This is a genomic window from Rhodoferax lacus, assembly GCF_003415675.1.
Lineage (GTDB): Bacteria > Pseudomonadota > Gammaproteobacteria > Burkholderiales > Burkholderiaceae_C > Allorhodoferax > Allorhodoferax lacus.
Window position 1 is genome coordinate 727,269 of sequence record NZ_QFZK01000001.1, and the last position, 17,227, is coordinate 744,495.

General features: G+C 61.6%; 13 protein-coding genes. 7 read left to right on the forward strand and 6 right to left on the reverse strand.

What is annotated here, in order from left to right:
• The first annotated feature begins 123 nt into the window (after window positions 1-123).
• The 7 genes from DIC66_RS03350 to DIC66_RS03380 all read left to right on the forward strand — a co-directional run bounded on the left by DIC66_RS03350 (window position 124) and on the right by DIC66_RS03380 (window position 9,865).
• On the forward strand, window positions 124-1,602 hold the full coding sequence (locus DIC66_RS03350) for an NAD-dependent succinate-semialdehyde dehydrogenase (protein WP_117173968.1): 1,479 nt from the start codon (window positions 124-126) through the stop codon (window positions 1,600-1,602).
• A 425-nt stretch (window positions 1,603-2,027) separates the two neighbouring features.
• Window positions 2,028-2,552, forward strand: coding sequence for a MarR family winged helix-turn-helix transcriptional regulator (locus tag DIC66_RS03355; protein ID WP_117173970.1), 525 nt, complete (start codon window positions 2,028-2,030; stop codon window positions 2,550-2,552).
• Complete coding sequence (locus DIC66_RS03360; RefSeq protein WP_117173972.1) at window positions 2,539-3,993, forward strand: efflux transporter outer membrane subunit; 1,455 nt, start codon at window positions 2,539-2,541, stop codon at window positions 3,991-3,993. The genes DIC66_RS03355 and DIC66_RS03360 overlap by 14 nt, the downstream gene beginning before the upstream one ends.
• A 72-nt stretch (window positions 3,994-4,065) precedes the next feature.
• Window positions 4,066-5,301: an HlyD/EmrA/EmrK family protein gene (locus DIC66_RS03365; RefSeq protein ID WP_117173973.1), complete on the forward strand. Its 1,236-nt coding sequence runs from the start codon at window positions 4,066-4,068 to the stop codon at window positions 5,299-5,301.
• A 29-nt stretch (window positions 5,302-5,330) separates the two neighbouring features.
• Window positions 5,331-6,896 (forward strand): DHA2 family efflux MFS transporter permease subunit, encoded by a 1,566-nt coding sequence (locus DIC66_RS03370; RefSeq protein ID WP_117173975.1) that lies wholly within the window; start codon window positions 5,331-5,333, stop codon window positions 6,894-6,896.
• Between the two features lie 138 nt (window positions 6,897-7,034).
• Complete coding sequence (locus DIC66_RS03375) at window positions 7,035-9,029, forward strand: putative bifunctional diguanylate cyclase/phosphodiesterase (RefSeq protein ID WP_117173977.1); 1,995 nt, start codon at window positions 7,035-7,037, stop codon at window positions 9,027-9,029.
• A complete protein-coding gene (locus DIC66_RS03380; protein WP_158558828.1) occupies window positions 9,026-9,865 on the forward strand; it encodes a metallophosphoesterase family protein in 840 nt (279 codons plus the stop codon). The genes DIC66_RS03375 and DIC66_RS03380 overlap by 4 nt, the downstream gene beginning before the upstream one ends.
• Before the next feature lie 87 nt (window positions 9,866-9,952).
• On the opposite strand, the gene DIC66_RS03385 is transcribed toward DIC66_RS03380, so the two are convergent.
• The 6 genes from DIC66_RS03385 to DIC66_RS03410 form a co-directional block, all read right to left on the reverse strand.
• A complete protein-coding gene (locus tag DIC66_RS03385) occupies window positions 9,953-12,319 on the reverse strand; it encodes an MtrB/PioB family decaheme-associated outer membrane protein (protein ID WP_117173981.1) in 2,367 nt (788 codons plus the stop codon).
• Window positions 12,320-12,364: 45 nt separating this feature from the next.
• The gene (locus DIC66_RS03390) at window positions 12,365-13,348 is read right to left on the reverse strand and encodes a DmsE family decaheme c-type cytochrome (protein ID WP_117173983.1); all 984 of its coding nucleotides are present in this window, start codon (window positions 13,346-13,348) and stop codon (window positions 12,365-12,367) included.
• A gap of 117 nt (window positions 13,349-13,465) precedes the next feature.
• On the reverse strand, window positions 13,466-13,837 hold the full coding sequence (locus DIC66_RS03395) for a c-type cytochrome (RefSeq protein ID WP_233505758.1): 372 nt from the start codon (window positions 13,835-13,837) through the stop codon (window positions 13,466-13,468).
• Window positions 13,838-14,002: 165 nt separating this feature from the next.
• Window positions 14,003-14,647: a response regulator gene (locus tag DIC66_RS03400; protein ID WP_117173987.1), complete on the reverse strand. Its 645-nt coding sequence runs from the start codon at window positions 14,645-14,647 to the stop codon at window positions 14,003-14,005.
• The gene (locus DIC66_RS03405; RefSeq protein WP_117173989.1) at window positions 14,644-16,677 is read right to left on the reverse strand and encodes a histidine kinase; all 2,034 of its coding nucleotides are present in this window, start codon (window positions 16,675-16,677) and stop codon (window positions 14,644-14,646) included. Before DIC66_RS03405 ends, DIC66_RS03400 begins: the two co-directional genes overlap by 4 nt.
• 15 nt (window positions 16,678-16,692) lie before the next feature.
• On the reverse strand, window positions 16,693-17,220 hold the full coding sequence (locus tag DIC66_RS03410; protein ID WP_117173991.1) for a TlpA family protein disulfide reductase: 528 nt from the start codon (window positions 17,218-17,220) through the stop codon (window positions 16,693-16,695).
• Window positions 17,221-17,227 lie beyond the last annotated feature (7 nt).

Consider the following 17,227-nt stretch of genomic DNA (forward strand, 5'->3'; position numbering starts at 1 on the left):
CCCGCCGCAAGTGGCCCTTTACCGTTCGCTCCATGCGGTGCGGTGCGATGCACCAAAAGCCGTTACCCTTAGCGCTTTGCAGATATGCCAACGGGCCTTGGGCCCAATTTCGGAAGACACACCATGGACATGAAAACCTCCCCCCTCGCCCTGCTCAAAGACCCCAGCCTGCTCAAGACCGATGCGCTGATCAACGGCCAGTGGGTGGCCGGTGCCTCGCGTTTTGATGTGCTCGACCCGTCCAATGGACGCAAACTGGTGGATGTGGCCAACCTGGGCCCGGCCGAGACCGAACAGGCCATTGCCGCCGCCAACGCTGCCTGGCCGGCCTGGAAAGCCAAGACCGCCAAGGAGCGCAGCATCATCCTGCGCAAATGGTTTGACCTCTTGATGGCCAACCAGGAAGACCTGGGGCGCATCATGACCGCCGAGCAGGGCAAGCCCTTTGGCGAGGCCAAGGGCGAAGTGGCCTATGGCGCAAGCTTCGTAGAGTGGTTTGCCGAGGAAGCCAAGCGCGTCAATGGCGAGACCCTGCCCCAGTTCGACAACAACCGCCGCCTGATGGTGATCAAGCAGCCCATCGGCGTGTGCGCCGCAATTACCCCCTGGAATTTTCCACTGGCCATGATCACCCGCAAGGTGGCACCCGCCCTGGCCGCTGGTTGCACCGTCATCATCAAGCCCGCTGAACTCACGCCGCTCACCGCCCTGGCTGCGGCCGAATTGGCCATGCGCGCCGGCATCCCCGCCGGTGTCCTGAACATGATCACCGCAGACAGTGAACAGAGCATTGCCGTGGGCAAGGTCATCTGCGCCAGCGACGTGGTGCGCCACCTGAGCTTTACCGGCTCCACCGAAGTGGGCCGCATCCTGATCAAGCAGTGTGCTGACACGGTGAAAAAACTCTCGCTGGAGCTGGGCGGTAACGCCCCCTTCATCGTGTTTGACGATGCCGACATCGACTCCGCCGTGGAAGGCGCCCTGGCCAGCAAGTACCGCAACGCCGGCCAGACCTGCGTCTGCGCCAACCGCTTCTATGTGCAGGAAGGCGTTTACGAGCAGTTCGTGGCCAAGTTCACTGCCAAGGTCAAAGCCATGAAGGTGGGCAACGGCTTTGAAGACGGGGTGATGCAGGGCCCGCTGATTGAAGACGCGGCCATTGAAAAAGTGAAACGCCATGTGGCCGATGCCGTGGCCAAGGGCGGCAAGGTGGAAACTGGTGGCCACGCGCTGACCGGCCAGTTCTTCGAGCCCACCGTGGTGTCTGGCGCCACCGCCGACATGCTGTGCGCCAAGGAGGAAACCTTTGGCCCCTTTGCACCGGTCTTCAAATTCAAGACCGAGCAGGAAGCCATTGATGCGGCCAACAACACCGAGTTTGGTCTCGCCAGCTATTTCTACAGCCGCGACATCGGCCGCATCCACCGCGTGGGTGAGGCGCTGGAATACGGCATGGTGGGCATCAACGTGGGCATTCTGGCCACCGAGCACGTGCCCTTCGGCGGCGTCAAGCAGTCCGGCCTGGGCCGTGAGGGTTCGCACTTCGGTATGGATGACTATGTGGAAATCAAGTACCTGTGCATTGGCGACATTCTGAAGTGATATGGCCCATATGCCGGGGCGCGCCTTGAGTGGTGAGCCTGGAGCACTCCGAAAAAGAGCCCCTCACGGGGCTTTTTTATTGCAGGGTGCTGTGTTCATCAGCAAACGACCCCTTTGATTCGTGCACCGCGTTCCAATCATCCATACAGGCATCGACCACTTGGTGAACTGGACTTCGCAGCCGCTGCTGGCCTGCGACGAGGGATGATAAAGGCGATTCCTTGCCTGACGGGAGTTGACTGTCTCGGTCACTGAACTGCATAGGCGGCTTTTCGCTATCGGTTGGATCTGCTAACGATTTTTGCGCAAACCTGAGCTCAAAACCAGTACCGCAAAGGTAGCCAGTCTTCAAATACCCTTCGCAAATGAATGCCATGCCATTGTTAGCTCAGGCAATGATTGCCTAAGCATGCAATAATCCATGCATGACTGAAACCAAAACTCAAAACGTTTTCTACCGGGCCGAAAACTACCGGCCAGAGGACAGCGTGGGTTACCTGATGAAGCAGATCATCAACATGGTCTCGCAAGACGTAGAACGCCAACTGGCACATACCGATCTCACCAGCGCCCAATGGGTGCCGCTGTTCAAAATCCATTTTGGACAGGCCTCCACCGTGGCCGAACTGGCCCGTGAATGCAGCCTGGACGCAGGCGCGATGACACGTTTGCTGGACCGGCTGGAGGCCAAAGGCCTGTGCAAGCGCGTGCGCTCCGAGACCGACCGGCGCGTGGTGAACCTGGAGCTCACACCCGCGGGCACCCAGGCTGCCAGCGAAATCCCGGAAACCCTGAGCGGTGTGCAAAACGCCCACTTGGCAGGCTTCAGCGAAGAAGAATTCCAAACCCTGCGCGACTACCTGCGCCGCATATTGCACAACGCCCACTCCATTGCCGACCTGGCCCATGACACCACTTCCCCCAAAGCAGAACCCGATGCAGCTTCCTGAAAACACCCACCCCACACTGCGTGGCACCCGCCTGGTGCTGGGCAGCCTGGCACTGGCCACACTGGCCGCCTGTGCCAACTTCTCCGGAATAGACCCCACCGCCAAGCCGCTGGATGCCAGCAGCCTGGGCCTGAAAAACCTGAATGCCACGCAAGACGCCGAGCGCACGGCCACCGACAGCGACTGGTGGCTGGGCTTTGGCGATGCACAGCTCAACGCCCTGGTGCAGACGGCCCTGCAAAGCAACCCGGGCCTGAAGGTTGCGCAGGCCCGCCTGAGCCGCGCGCTGGCCAATAGCAGCACCGTGGCTGCCGTGGATGGCCCCCAAGTGAATGGCGCGCTGGACCTGACACGCCAGCTGTATTCAGCCAACAGCATCTACCCGGCGCCCTTTGGCGGCTCGGTGCGCGACAGCGGCACCCTGCAGGCCACAGCCAGTTGGGAACTGGACTTCTTTGGCAAGAACCAGGCCGCGCTGGACGCCAGCATCGGCCAGATACGTGCCACCCAAGCCGATACCCGTGCAGCGCGCGGCCTCCTGGCAGCCAATGTGAGCCGCAGCTACTTCCAGTTGGTGCGCCTGCAAGCGCAGCTTGAACTGGCCCAGCGAACCCTGGCCCTGCGCGAGCAGACCCAAGGCCTGGTGCGTGACCGCGTCAGCAACGGCCTGGATACCCAACTGGAACTTCAGCAGTCCGCCAGCGCCCTGCCCGACGCCCGGCTGCAAATCGAAATGCTCAACGAGCAAAAAGCCTTGACGCTCAACGCACTGGCGGCCCTCACGGCCCAGCCCGTCTCGGCGCTGAAGCTTGAGCTGCCCGCGCTGGACACTGTCTCCGGTGTCAGCGTGGCCCAGTCCATGCCGCTGGATTTGCTGGGGCGGCGCTCTGATATTGCTGCCGCCCGCTGGCGCGTGGAAGCCGCCCTCAAGGACGTGGCCGCTTCCAAAGCGCAGTTCTATCCGAACATCAACCTCGTGGCCTTCGCGGGTTTTTCCAGCATCGGCTTTGACAAGCTGCTTAAAAGCGACAGCGAGCAATGGGGCGTGGGCCCGGCCATTCGCCTGCCCCTCTTTGAAGGTGGTCGCCTGCGTGCCAACTTGCGCGGCAAGACGGCCGATCTGGATGCCGCCATTGAGAGCTACAACGCCCAGGTGCTGGACGCTGTGCATGAGGTGGCCGACCGCATCACCTCGGCGCAGGCCGTGCGCCGCCAACAGGCCGAGCAGGCCACAGCGCAAAGTGCGACCGAGAGCGCCTATGCCATTGCCCAGCAACGCTACAAGGCCGGATTGTCGAACTACCTGAACGTGCTCAGCGCCGAAGCCCCTTTGTTGGCCCAGCGTCGCCAGCGCGTGGACCTGGCCGCCCGCGCGCTGGATGCGCAGGTGCAAATCCTGCACGCCATCGGCGGTGACCTGCCTGCCGCCGCTGCGCAGTAAGCACCCTGCGGCGACACCCAGCACACACCAAGAACAACCCCCATACACACCCCATTCGAAGCGAAGAACACCATGACTGAAGCCAATACCTCTGCCGCCCCTCTAGCCGCAACAACCCAGCCCGCAGCCCCCAACTCCAAGCGCGCCAAGGCCCTCAAAGGCGTGGCCCTGGTCGTCCTGCTGGGCCTGGCCTATGGTGGCTATGAGTGGTACATCGGCCGCCAGGAGGAAGCCACCGACAACGCTTACGTGCAAGGCAATGTGGTGCAGATCACGCCGCAGGTGGGCGGCACCGTGACCGCCATCTTTGCCGACGACACCGACTTTGTGAAAGCCGGCCAGGCCCTGGTACAACTCGACCCGGCCGACGCCAAAGTGGCCCTGGACCAGGCCGAGGCCAACCTAGCCCAGGCCGTGCGCCAGGTGCGCGCCCTGTATGCCAACAACAGCACCCTGGGCGCGCAGATCGCCGTGCGCGAGTCCGACATCACCCGTGCCCGCACCGACCTGGCCCGCGCCACCGATGACCTGAACCGCCGCCAGGCGCTGGTGGGCAATGGTGCCGTATCCAAGGAAGAGCTGGGCCACGCCCAGTCCCAAGTCAACCTGGCGCAAAACGCGCTGACTGCCGCCCAGGCCGGTGTGACCGCCGCGCGTGAGCAACTGAACAGCAACCAGACCCTGACCGAAGGAACACGCATCGAGTCGCACCCCAGTGTGCTGGCAGCCTCTGCCAAGCTGCGTGAAGCCTACCTGGCTGTGCACCGCGCCGCCCTGCCCGCGCCCGTGGACGGCTACGTGGCCAAACGCACCGTGCAACTGGGCCAGCGCGTAGCCGCTGGTGCGCCGCTGATGTCGCTGATTCCGTTGAACCAGTTGTGGGTGGATGCCAATTTCAAGGAAGTGCAGTTGCGCAACATCCGCTTGGGCCAACCCGTCAAGCTCACCGCTGACGTGTACGGCACGCGCCTGGAATACAAGGGCACCGTGGTGGGTATGGGTGCCGGCACAGGTGCCGCTTTTGCCCTGCTGCCCGCACAGAACGCCACCGGCAACTGGATCAAGGTGGTGCAGCGTGTGCCGGTGCGCATTGCGCTGGATGCTCAGCAACTGGTAAGCAACCCGCTGCGCGTGGGCCTGTCCATGGAAGCCTCGGTGGACATCAGCGACCAGAGTGGCAAGTCCTTGTCGGAGGCGCCCCACCCCACATCAGCCGTGCAGACACAGGTCTACGCCGATATGGACAAGGGCGCTGCGGACGCTGCGCACAAGATCATCCTGGCCAACGCCGGCAAGGGCAGCAAGTAAGCCGCGCTTTGCGCAACGCTTGACCATCCATGGCAACTGCTCCCGCCTACTCCCCCCACCCGCCGCTGCAAGGCTCGGCCCGCATGTGGGCCACGATTGCGCTCTCGGCGGCCACCTTCATGAATGTGCTGGATTCGTCCATCGCCAATGTGTCGCTGCCGGCCATTGCCGGTGACCTGGGCGTCAGCCCCAACCAGGGCACCTGGGTCATCACCAGCTTTGGTGTGGCCAATGCGATTGCCCTGCCGCTTACCGGCTGGCTGTCGCAACGCTTCGGTCAGGTGCGCCTGTTCGTGGCCAGTGTGCTGCTGTTTGTGATTTCCTCCTGGCTGTGCGGCCTGGCGCCCAACATGAATGTGCTGATTGCCATGCGCGCGCTGCAAGGCTTTGTGGCCGGGCCCATGATGCCGCTGGCCCAGACCCTGCTGCTTTCCAGCTATCCACCCGCACTCGCCGGCATGGCCATGGCGCTCTGGGCCATGACCACGCTGGTGGCACCCGTGATGGGGCCTTTGCTGGGCGGCTGGATTACCGACCACATGCACTGGGGCTGGATCTTTTTCATCAATATCCCGGTGGGCATTGCCGCAGCCGCTGCGGCCTGGGCGCTGCTCCACAAGCGCGAAACGCAGATCCGCAAGCTGCCCATTGACAGCGTGGGCCTGGCCTTGCTGGTGGTGGCCGTCAGCACGCTGCAAATCATGCTCGACAAGGGCAAGGAGCTGGACTGGTTCCACTCGCCCGAAGTCATCGTGCTGGCCAGCGTGTCGGCCATCGGCTTTGCTTTCTTCATCGCATGGGAGCTCACGGATGAACACCCGGTGGTGGATCTGCGCATGCTCAAGGTGCGCAACTTCTGGACCGGCACTCTCTCCATGACGGTGGCCTACAGCCTGTTCATGGGCAACCTGGTGCTGCTGCCCCTGTGGCTGCAGCAGTTCATGGGCTACACCTCCACGCAGGCGGGCATGCTGATGGCACCGGTGGGCCTGTTTGCCATCATCCTGTCGCCACTGGTGGGCAAGAACATCCAGAAGTTTGATCCGCGCGCAATCACCACCTTCGCCTTCATCGTGTTTGCGCTGGTGCTGTGGATGCGCTCCAACTTCAATACCCAGGCCGACTTTGGCACGCTGATGGTTCCCACCCTCATCCAGGGCATTGCGCTGGCCTGCTTCTTTATTCCGCTGACCTCCATCACCCTGGGTGGCATTGCGCCGGACAAGATTGCTGCAGCCTCGGGGCTGTCGAGCTTTGCGCGGATTGTGGGCGGCTCGTTTGGCACGTCGGTGGCCATCACCCTCTGGCAAGACCGTGCCGCCTTGCACCATGCGCAGTTGGCCGAGCTGATCAACCGCGGCAGCGTGGCGACAAACAGCACCCTGTCCAACTTTGCAGCAGCAGGCATGGACAGTGCGCAGGCCCTCTCGCAAATCAACCGCATGATTGACCAGCAGGCTTTCACGCTGGCGGCCAATGACGTGTTCTACGGATCGTCGGTTATTTTCATGCTGCTAATCCCCTTGATCTGGCTGTCACACCCGTCCAAAAAGAACGGCCAGGCTTCGGCAGACGCCGCTGCGGGCGCACACTAAAAAGCGCTTTGCCCATTGGATGCCCGGTGCCATACTAAGCACCGGGCCCCAAGGCCCGCTGCGCCAGGGTGAGGACGCAAGACTCCATGCATTTGCCATTCAGCCGGCCTGCTTGTGTGCAACCACAATGGGACAGACATGAAATACTTGTCAGCTTCCAGTAGCACGCCATCCAAGCACTGGCGGCACCGGACGCAGCACGGCATGCAGAGTGTGGCCAAGCTTCTGGTCGACATACTGGGCCTGCGGCTCAAAGACCAGATTGCCGTGGAAGAGCGCGTGCGCCACGTGGGCGCAACCGCTTGGATAGCGCTGGTCGTCGGCGCCTCTTTTGCCCTGTTCAACCTCCTGACCAAAGGCATGTTGGCGCTGGGCCTGGTGGAACTGGGCGCGGTATTGCTGTGCCTGTTGCCAGCCGTTTGGCTGAGCAACCAGCCCCAGCAGGTGGCCCTTGCAGAAGCCTTGATGCTGATCGCCGCTGTGGTGATTCTGGGTGCGCTGATTGTGTTTGGTGGTGTATCCGGCACGGGCGTGCTGTGGGTATTTACCGCGCCCTTTGTTGCCTTCTTCCTGGCCGGTCAGCGGCGCGGCTGGTGGTATAGCCTGGGCTTTATTGCTGCCACCGCGGTCTACCTGGGATGGGTGGCCCCACAACTGTCCTTTGCCTATCCCTATTCCCGCGAGTTTGCCATCCACTTCGTGCTGGCCCTGTGTTTCTATACCCTGACGGCAGCTGCCTTCAACCAGTTGCGCACCCGCTTTGAAGAGCAGCTGCAGCAGCGAGTGGAAGAGAAGACCGCCCACTCCAAAGCGCTGCTGGAGCAACTGCAATTTCTGGCCACCCATGACACATTGACCAGCCTGCCCAACAAGGTGCTGCTGCTGGACCTGCTCAAGGACGAAATGCAGGCCGCTGCGCAGGAAGCGCGCGGCCTGCTGGTCTGCAATCTGCACCTGGAACGCTTTTTTGAACTGTGCAATGTGCTGGGCAACGAGGGCAGCGACAAACTGGTGCGCCACATTGCCGAACACCTGGAACTGCTGGCCAAGGGCAACGGAACCCTGGCGCGCACCGGGCGGGATGAGTTTGTGATTGTCTACCGACTCAGTGAGACCGCCTTGGCACCCAGGGTGCTGCAACAGTTTGTGGACGAGCGGCAGTTTTCCGTGCGTGAACAGGGCTACACCCTGTACATCGAATTCACATTGGGCCTGGCAATCTTTCCCTTACATGCCGACAGCCCGCAACGGCTGCTGGACAAGGCCGAGCAGGCCATGTTGCAGGCCCGCAAGAGCGGCCAGCCCTGGAATGTGTATGACGCCGAGCAGGAGCAGGTCTTTGTGCGCCACCACCTGCTGTTCGGCAAGCTGCGCGAGGCCTTGATCAAGCAGCACCTGCGCGTGCACTACCAGCCCCAGATTGACCTGCGCACCGGCCGCGTGCTGGGCGCCGAGGCGCTCACGCGTTGGATGGACCCTGACAGCGGCATGATCCCCCCCAGTGTTTTTATACCGGTAGCCGAAGAGTCTGGCCTGATTCGCCAGCTCACCAACTGGCTGGTGGACGAATGTATGCGCGACTGTGCCGCCTGGCGCCGCCAGGGCCTGGACCTGCACGTGTCCATCAACCTCTCGGCCCTGAACCTGCTGGACCCGGCGCTCATGGGGGTGCTGCAAGCCGGCCTGGCCAAGACCGGCCTGCACGCCCAATACGTCAACCTGGAAATCACCGAGAGCTGCTTCATGGCCTCGCCCGAGCGGGCCATGGAGGTCATTGGCCGCATGCATGACTGCGGCTTCAAGCTCTCGATTGATGACTTTGGCACCGGCTATTCATCGCTGTCATACATGAAGAACCTGCCGATTGACGAGCTCAAGATCGATCAGTCCTTTGTGCGCAATCTTCTGAACAACCAGGGCGACCAGGCCATCGTGTCGTCCACGATTGAGCTGGCCCACAACCTGCAACTCCTGGTGGTGGCCGAGGGCATTGAAAACACGGCCACCGCCGACTGGCTGTGCTCGCGCGGATGCGACATCGGCCAAGGCTACAGCTTCGCGCGGCCCGAGCCCGCAGACGCGCTGGTGGCCATGGCCATACGCCGCGGCACCGGCCGGGACATGGTGGCATGAAGATCATCCACCTGAGCGACACCCACGTCGGGCGGGACAACAACGCGCAGCGCCTGCAAGCCCTGCTGGATGACATTGCCAGCCTGGGCGCACCGACCGATTCCCTGATCATCCACACCGGCGACCTCAATGACACGGGAAGCCTGGACGCCATGCAGCAAAGCCGCGCCCTGCTGGACCCCATGGTGGCCAAGGGCTGGCGCATGCTGCTGTGCCCGGGCAACCACGACTGTGGTGATGCCAGGCATGTGGACCCGCACTGTGCACAGGCCTTTAGCGACCATTTCAGCAGCTACCTGTTTGGCACACAACCCAAGCAGTACCCGGTGCTGACGCTGACGCCAGACTGCGCCCTGATCGGGCTCGATTCCAACGCCGCAGAGATGTCCTGGTGGCAGCGCTGGGCGGCCGAGGGCTTTCTGGGCGCAGCACAGATCCGTGCACTCAACACGCTCCTGGACCGGCCTGACGTGCGCCAGCGCAAGGTGCTGCTGTACCTGCACCACCACCCGTTCTTTGACGCCTTTGCCGTGAGAGCCGACGTGGGTGACAAGGGTTTTCTGTCGCACCTGGTGGGCTGGAACACGCGCCGCTTTCGCCGCCTGAAAGACGCTTACAGCCTGATGCAATGCATACGCGACCGCGTGGACATCCTGCTGTTTGGCCACCAACACTTTGGCCTGGACTACAGCACGGAGGGACAGCGCTACGGCATCCCGCTGGCACTCGATGGCAGCTCCAGCACCGCCACGCAAATGGATACGGACAGGATGCGGTATCGGGTAATAGATACGGACGCGGGCACGGTGGTGACCCGGTTTGTGGCGCTGCCGTAAAAAAGGGAAGTCAGGCATTCCTGCCCGCTTCCCCTGTGAATACGGCAAACGGGGTTTGAAACCCGCCCACCGGATTGCCCGATTCGCCTAGAACTTCATGATGTAGGCAACACCGAAGAAGTTGGTCGTCTGGTCCTGCTTCAGGCTGACGGTGGTGCCGTCAGAGTAGACGAAGGGCACGCCGTTGTAGCCGTAACTCCACTCGTTGAGCTTGGCTTGCTGGCTGACCAGGACCGCCTTGATGGAAGACTTCTTGTCCAGCGTGTACTTGGCAAACAGGCTCAGTGTGGTGGTCTGGTAGACCACATCGGGCAGGCCGACTGCTGCCTGTTGCAGGTTGGCCGCGCTGGCTGCTGCGCCCGTGTTGGTTGGGGAGGCGGCAATACCGTACTTGGTTGTGTCGTTCAGATACTCCACATTGGCGCCTACCTCCAGTCGACCGGTGGGAGACCCCACCACACCCAGACCCAAGGCGTCACTGTTGGACTTGATGTCGGCCAGATAGCCCGTGCTGTGGTTGACCTTCAGGTCCTGCACACCCTGGGACAGGTAGCCGGTCAGCTTCCAGGCCTCGCTCAGGGCGTACTGGGCATCAATGCTGTAGATCGATGAACCGGTTTCGCGCCACCCCTTGCCACCTGCAACCGCGCTGGCAGCGGTTGAATTTTTATCGGTGCCGTTTTCCGCATAGAACTGCACTTCCAAAGCGTCCGTTGGCGTCCAATTGGCGGAGAGCTTGACCTTCTCACGGTCAATATCAGCCATGTTCATGGGGAAGGCATTCGTCGCGTTCAAGGCGATGAACTGGCTTGCCGGAGCCGTCTTGCCATAGCCCAGTCCGGCATTGACGAACGCAGCGCTGTTGCTCAGGCTTGTCCAGTCGGACCCCGTGCGTTTGGAATTGGAATATCCAATTGCGCCGGTAAAGGTTTCCGACACCGAGCGGCGCAGCTCCAGCCGGTAACCGTTCTCTTCGTTCTTGGCGCGCACGGCACCCAAACCAGCCAGTTCCTCTTCCGTGATGGACACGGGCACCGGACGGTCGTAGCTGGTGTAGTCAAGACCCACTGTTCCGCGCAGATCCGCGGGCAACTGGTAAGAGGCCTCGAGCTTGCCTGTCAGCTTGGTGGAGGAGGCGCGGTAGTTGAACCAGGACCGGTTCACATAGGTACGGGGCGTGGTTGTGGGCAAGATCTCGCCACCCTCGACGTTGTACAGCGCCTCTGGGGTGTGGTCGTCCTTGTCCTCATAGCGCACGTTGGCCAGAAGGGACAGCTTTGGCAGAGGACGCGAGGTGATACCAATCTGCAGCAGATTGGTGTCCACCACGCCCCCCAGGTTGCTCACCCCGGCGGGGGCACCGAGCAGGCCCATGCTGGCAAAGTCTTCGGTTTGCGTGGCGTGGGTATATGCGTAGCGAAAGTTGATGTTCGTGCTGGGCGCCAGTTTGGCGTTGCCCGACAGATAGAACTGGTGGGCTTCGTTGTCCGGGGCCAATGCCATGGGCAACTGCAACACATTTTGCAGGCTGGTTCCGCCACCGGCTATGACGGTGCTGGGCACTGCGGGAAACAGCGTGCCCAGATTCCCGGAAGGGTTGTACAGCAGGTTGGGCACCACTGCCCGCAGGCTGCCGTTGGCATTGTTGTAGAAGGAACCGTAATAGCCAGTGCTGAGGTTGTAGCCCTGGCCGGCGTAGTTGAGCTTGATCTCCAACTGTTTGGTGGTGGAGTTGACCGGCTCGTCCAGCAGCAGCAAGGCGTATTTTTGATTCGTCGCGCTCTGGGTAATGGCTGCATTGGAGGGGCCACCGCACACATAGGCTGCGCAGTCATAGCCCCGGCTGATGGCGCGGTCGCCCTTCTTGTCTTCGTTCTTGAAGCTCACCTCGAACTGCAGGTTGGAACTGATCCACTTCTCGCCTGCCAGACCCAAGCCAATGCGCTGGAGCTTGAAGTCCTGGTCTGCACCCGTGCCTGGCTTGCCCACGCTGCCCACTGTGGTGCCGGCCGCCAGGGGGACCACATTATTGACGGTGGTACCGAGGCCGGTGAGGCCGGTATTGAGGGTTCTGGGGTCGCGCCGAACCAGTTCGTAATAGTCCAGCGAATACTTCCAGTCGCCCTGCTTCTCGCGTGCAAAGCTGAGCTCGCGGCTTTCCAGCCCCAGATCGCGCCCCTTGATGATCATGACGACACCGCTGGCATCGTCGCGCTTGGTGCTGTCGATATCGAGTTGCAGCACCGCCTCTTCATTGCGCCGCCCGTTGTACTGCCCCATCAAGGAGGCATCCCGCTTGCCGCCGTTGATGATGCCGGCACCCACGCTGACAGTGCTGTCCGGCGTGGTCAGTTCGGCCGCGTCAGCCTGTGCAAATGCCGGGGCGCAGGCCGCCACTACGGCCATGGAAACCAGCGTTCTGCTAAACGAGAAGGTTTGCTTGTTGATGTTCATGGTAGATCACCTTATTAACCAATTTTTTAAAAGTACAGGCGGCTATCAACGGAAGTTGAACTGCGGCGTGGGGTTGGTGGCTGCCGGGTTGTTGGTGCCATGCACCTGGGTGTGGCAATTCATGCAGGAACGCCCCTGCGTCACATTGATCTTGCTCTTGCCCGTTGTGTTGGTATTGGTGCTTGTGTTGAGTGCGCTCTGTGCACCCGCCAGCTGGGGAATGAACCCGCCGTGTGGTGTGTGGCACTGGTGGCACAGGAAGGGCGGACGGGCCTTGAGCATGCTCTCCACCACGGTTCCGTGCGGGTTGTGGCAGTTGGAGCAGTCTTCGCTCACCGGCTCATGGTTGTGCACGAAGGGGCCGCGCTTTTCCATGTGGCAGGTGTAGCAGGTGTCCACCACGCTGTCGCGCTTCATCAGCTTGGGGCCCACCGAGCCGTGCGCATTGTGGCAATCCGAGCAGGTCATCTTGCCTTCGGGAATGGGGTGGTGCGAGGGCTTGTTGACCTGGGTGCGCTGCTCCTTGTGGCATGCAAAGCAGACTTCGGCCTGGGTTTGTTTGTCGCGCACCTTGTCGTGCCCGGTGTGCACTTCGTGGCAGGACGTACAGGCCACATCACGCGCCTGGTGAACACTTCCTTCCCAATGGGAACGCTTGGCGTCCTTCTGGTGGCAGGACAGGCAGGCCTCATTGCGTTCAGCCACGGGCGTCAGGCTGCGCTTGCCAAAGGAACGGTCGGGTGCGGGTGGCTTGGCGCTGCCTTTGTAGCCCATGTGGGCGGCGCTGTCGCCGTGGCAACTGGTGCAACTGGGGGTGCGGGCATCGGCTCGCACACCATGGCGCGTCTTGCCAATCTTGAGCACTTCGGGGCTGTCGCCCTCGTCGTGGCAGGCGGTGCATTTGGCGTCGCCATTGAGCACCAGGTCATCCGCAGCCATGGCTGCAGAGCCGCCCAGCAAGGCGCTGCCCAGCGCCGCGACCTGCATGGCCGTCAGCAGCCACTGCTTGATTCTTGTGAAATTTTTCATATCTACCCCTGTTCTTTCAATGGAACGACTTGTTGTTTTGTTGCTGCAGCAGCCTGAAAGGAGCAGCGGCATTTCGGAATGCCGCGAGCGCCGGGCCTGCTGCCCGCATGGGCGAACTTACTGCGCCAGAATCCAGTCGATCAGGTTCTTGATCGCCTTGGGGTCCTTGCTGTCGATGATCTTGTGCTCTTCTTCCGAGCCATCTTCCAACTTGACCTTGGGACCGGTGGTGATGTTCTTCAGGATCTTCTCTTCGCCTTCAGCCATCTTGCCCTTGTACTTGGCCGCTACTTTCTTGTAGGAAGGCCCTTTTTTGGTCTTGTCAACGGCATGGCACTTGGTGCAATCATTTTTCTTGGCCAGGGCCAGGGCGGCATCGGCATCCACTTCGGCTGCCAGCACGCCGGAAGAAATGCACAACAGGCCCATTGCCACGAGCGGTGCAAGCACTTTGAATGCCTTGGCAGGATTGGCGAAATTAGTTGTCATGACGGATTCCTTCGGTGAAAAGTACTTTTTAGCGTTTACGAATGTTTACACATGAGCATTGTTGCTTTACGTGCAAGCCGTGGCTATAGGAACCCGACGAGAATAGGCATAGGAATATTCCTATATTCGAGATGCCGGACCAGCGCATGCCGGTCGGAGGGGAAGTCAGCGGTCGGTCAGACCGTGTTCGATGGCGTAGCGGACCATGTCCACCTGTGTAGACATGTTCATTTTTGCCAGAATGTGCGTTTTGTGTGTGCTGACTGTCTTGACGCTGAGTGACAGTTCCTCGGCGATGGCCGTGAGGCCAAAGCCCCGCACGATGCGGCTGAAGACGTCAAACTCCCGGTCCGTCAGCAGGGTGTGCAAAGGCTTGTTGCTTTGCGTCTGGGGCGCGATGTCGCTGGCCAGCAGTTCGGCCACCTTGGGGCTGATGAAAATGCCGCCGGAGGCCACCTTGCGCATGGCAGGAAGCAGCCAGTCGGTATCGCCTTCCTTGGACAGGTAACCAGAGGCACCGGCGCGTATGGCCCGCACCGCGTACTGCTCCTCGTGGTGCATGCTGAAGATCAGGATGGGCAGTTTGGGCCGCTCGGCCTTGACCAGCTTGATCAGCTCCAGGCCGTTGCGCCCTGGCATGGATATGTCCAATACCAGCAGGCTCCAGTCCCGGGCCCGCACACGCTCCATCACGGCTATGCCGTTGGCAGCCTCGCCGGCCACCACCAGGTCATCGGTATCGGCCAAAATTTTGCGCAAGCCATCGCGGATGATGGCGTGGTCATCGGCAACCAACACTTCCAGCTTCATTCTGTTTCCTCTGTTTCCCGCAGGGCTGCCAGTGGCACGGACATGGAAATGGTGGTCCCCTCGCCCGCCTGGCTGACGATATCAAAGACACCGCCAACGGCCGTGCAACGCTCCCGCATACCCACCAGCCCGACTCCACCCTGGCGGGACGCGCTGTCAAACCCTACTCCGTTGTCCTGAATTTTCAGGACCACCATGCCATCGATTTCGGTCAGGGAGATGCTCACCTGCGTGCCCTGGGCATGGCGCACCACATTGGTCAGCGCCTCCTGGACAATACGGAACAACGCCGTGGCCAATTCATTGTCCTTGATCAGGGCGCCCGCCTGCAGGTCCAGCGTCACCTCCAGGCCGCTGTGGCGGGTAAATTCGCGCGTTTGCCAGGTCAGTGCCTCGGCAAAGTCCCGGTCATCCAACACACGGGGACGCAGCTCGGCTGCAATGCGGCGCACCGAGGCAATCGCCCCGTCCAGCTGGTAGCGCATGTCATCTACATTTTGGGCTGCCGTCTCACGCCCGTCCTTGATGCGGTTGCCCAGCCAGGACAGGCTGAGCTTCAGGCCGGTGAGCTGCTGACCGAGGTCATCATGCAGCTCGCGGGAGATGCGGGTGCGCTCCTGTTCGCGCACCTGGGTGAGCGAATTGGAGAGCTCCCGCAGTTGGCGGTTGGCCTCGCGCAGGCCCTGCTCGGCCTTGTGCTTCTCGGTGGCGTCACGCAAAACGGCCGTCAGTTGCAGGTGGCCGTCCACCACCGATTTGGAGAATGTCGATTCAATCGGAAACACGGTGCCGTCAGCCCGCAAACCCACGATGTTGCGGGTGGGCACCACCGTACGGGGCAGGTCATGGTCGGGGCCCGTAAACTGCTGCATATGACCTTCGTGCACGCGGCGCAGGTTGGCCGGGATCAAGATGTCCAGCGGACGGCCCAGGGTGTCCTTGGCCAGGCGCCCGAACATCAGCTCGGCTGCAGGATTGAACAGCAGAATGACCATGCGCTCGTCCACCGCAACGATGGCGTCCATCACCGAGTCCACCGTGTGCTGGTAGCGGTCATTGGCGGAATTGAGCGCCTCCGTCAGGGCCTCCTTGCGCTGCAGCTTGCTGATCAGGTAAACGGATACCATGGCTGTAAACACGCTCACCAGCAGAACGCCCACGGCCACGGGAATGGCAGTTTCCCGCCAGGGCTGCAGGCTCTGCTCCTCCACATCCGTGACAGCCAACAGCAGTGGAAAGTTCGCCAGCCTGCCCACAACCAGCTTCTCGTTGCCACCGGACGCATTGCGCTGACTCAGGATGCTTATTTCGTTGGGCTTGCCAGGCACTGTATTGCCCTGAAACTCCGGAGCCACACGGCCCATGGCGTCTTCCCGGTGCGGCAGACTGGCCACCAGGGTACCGTCAGACATATAGACGCTGACAGGCCGCGCGTAGTCCAGTTGCACACCGTTAAAGCTTTTTTCCAAATCGGCAATGCTGATGGCAGCAACCGCCACCCCCATGAAGCTGCCGTCTTTGGCGGACAACCGGCGCGCGAGGTACAGCGTCCAGCTGTTGTCGATGCGGTTGCGAACCGGCTTGTCTAAATAGGCGATATCGGGCCGGCCCTCGGCAAACACCTTGAAATACGCACGATCCGCCAGCGACAGGTCGGCAATGACTTGCTCGCGCGAGGAATTGACCAGCATCCCGTTCTCATCCACCAAAAAAATGGAACTCAGGTTTTTCAGCCCCGACACGCGGGCATTGAGCAGCAGCCGAACCAGCCTGCTGTCCAGTGGAAGCTGCCGCCCGAAGGGCGATGCCAGGCGCTCCTGCACGCCCTGCAACACCAGGTCCGCACTGGTGAAGTTCTTCTCCGTCTGCTCCATGAGCATCTGGGCCAGGCTTTGTGTCTCCTGCTGTGAATGCTGCAACTCACGCGCACGCAAGCTCAGCAGCAAGGAGGCGGCCGACAGCACGATCGCGGTGATCGTGATGGTGGCCAGAATGGCTACCGACCTGACGGGTCTTACCTGAAGGGACATGGTTGGCTGGCCTGCTTATTTTTTGGCTGGCAGGCGGCTGCCAATCCAGCGGGCCGCTTCGGCATCATCCCATTCGCGGGCACCAGAATATTTCGCCAGCACCCGCCCATTGGCGTCCACCAGGATGGTCAGCGGCAGGCGCTCGGCGCCCAGCATGTTCTCCAACTCCAGCGCACGGTCGATGTAATGGTTCAAGGTGGCATTGGCCTGCTGCAAATAGCGCTTGGCTGCGGGCTCGCTGTCGTCGGTGGAAATACCGATCACCGTGAAGCGCTTGCCCTCCTCGCGCCAGGCCAGGCGCTCCAGCGAACCCATCTCCTGGCGGCAGGGGCCGCACCAACTGGCCCACACATTGATCAACAGCGGCTTGCCACGGTACTGCGACAGCAGGCGGTCCGGGCCATTGAGCCCGCGCATTTTGGCCTCGCGCAGGGTGGCGCCGGGCTCAACCTCACCTGGCGTTTTGGCCCACGCCCCTTGCACTTGCAGAAGTACAAGCACCCAGAGCGTGGCAAGCAGCAGCCCAATACGTTTTCTTTGCATAGGGCTT

Bases quoted from the DNA above. Each gene is read 5' to 3' on its own strand.
- DIC66_RS03350 (WP_117173968.1), top strand. From the start codon at position 124: ATGGACATGAAAACCTCCCCCCTCGCCCTGCTCAAAGACCCCAGCCTG.
- DIC66_RS03355 (WP_117173970.1), top strand. From the start codon at position 2,028: ATGACTGAAACCAAAACTCAAAACGTTTTCTACCGGGCCGAAAACTAC.
- DIC66_RS03360 (WP_117173972.1), top strand. From the start codon at position 2,539: ATGCAGCTTCCTGAAAACACCCACCCCACACTGCGTGGCACCCGCCTG.
- DIC66_RS03365 (WP_117173973.1), top strand. From the start codon at position 4,066: ATGACTGAAGCCAATACCTCTGCCGCCCCTCTAGCCGCAACAACCCAG.
- DIC66_RS03370 (WP_117173975.1), top strand. From the start codon at position 5,331: ATGGCAACTGCTCCCGCCTACTCCCCCCACCCGCCGCTGCAAGGCTCG.
- DIC66_RS03375 (WP_117173977.1), top strand. From the start codon at position 7,035: ATGAAATACTTGTCAGCTTCCAGTAGCACGCCATCCAAGCACTGGCGG.
- DIC66_RS03380 (WP_158558828.1), top strand. From the start codon at position 9,026: ATGAAGATCATCCACCTGAGCGACACCCACGTCGGGCGGGACAACAAC.
- DIC66_RS03385 (WP_117173981.1), bottom strand. From the start codon at position 12,319: ATGAACATCAACAAGCAAACCTTCTCGTTTAGCAGAACGCTGGTTTCC.
- DIC66_RS03390 (WP_117173983.1), bottom strand. From the start codon at position 13,348: ATGAAAAATTTCACAAGAATCAAGCAGTGGCTGCTGACGGCCATGCAG.
- DIC66_RS03395 (WP_233505758.1), bottom strand. From the start codon at position 13,837: ATGACAACTAATTTCGCCAATCCTGCCAAGGCATTCAAAGTGCTTGCA.
- DIC66_RS03400 (WP_117173987.1), bottom strand. From the start codon at position 14,647: ATGAAGCTGGAAGTGTTGGTTGCCGATGACCACGCCATCATCCGCGAT.
- DIC66_RS03405 (WP_117173989.1), bottom strand. From the start codon at position 16,677: ATGTCCCTTCAGGTAAGACCCGTCAGGTCGGTAGCCATTCTGGCCACC.
- DIC66_RS03410 (WP_117173991.1), bottom strand. From the start codon at position 17,220: ATGCAAAGAAAACGTATTGGGCTGCTGCTTGCCACGCTCTGGGTGCTT.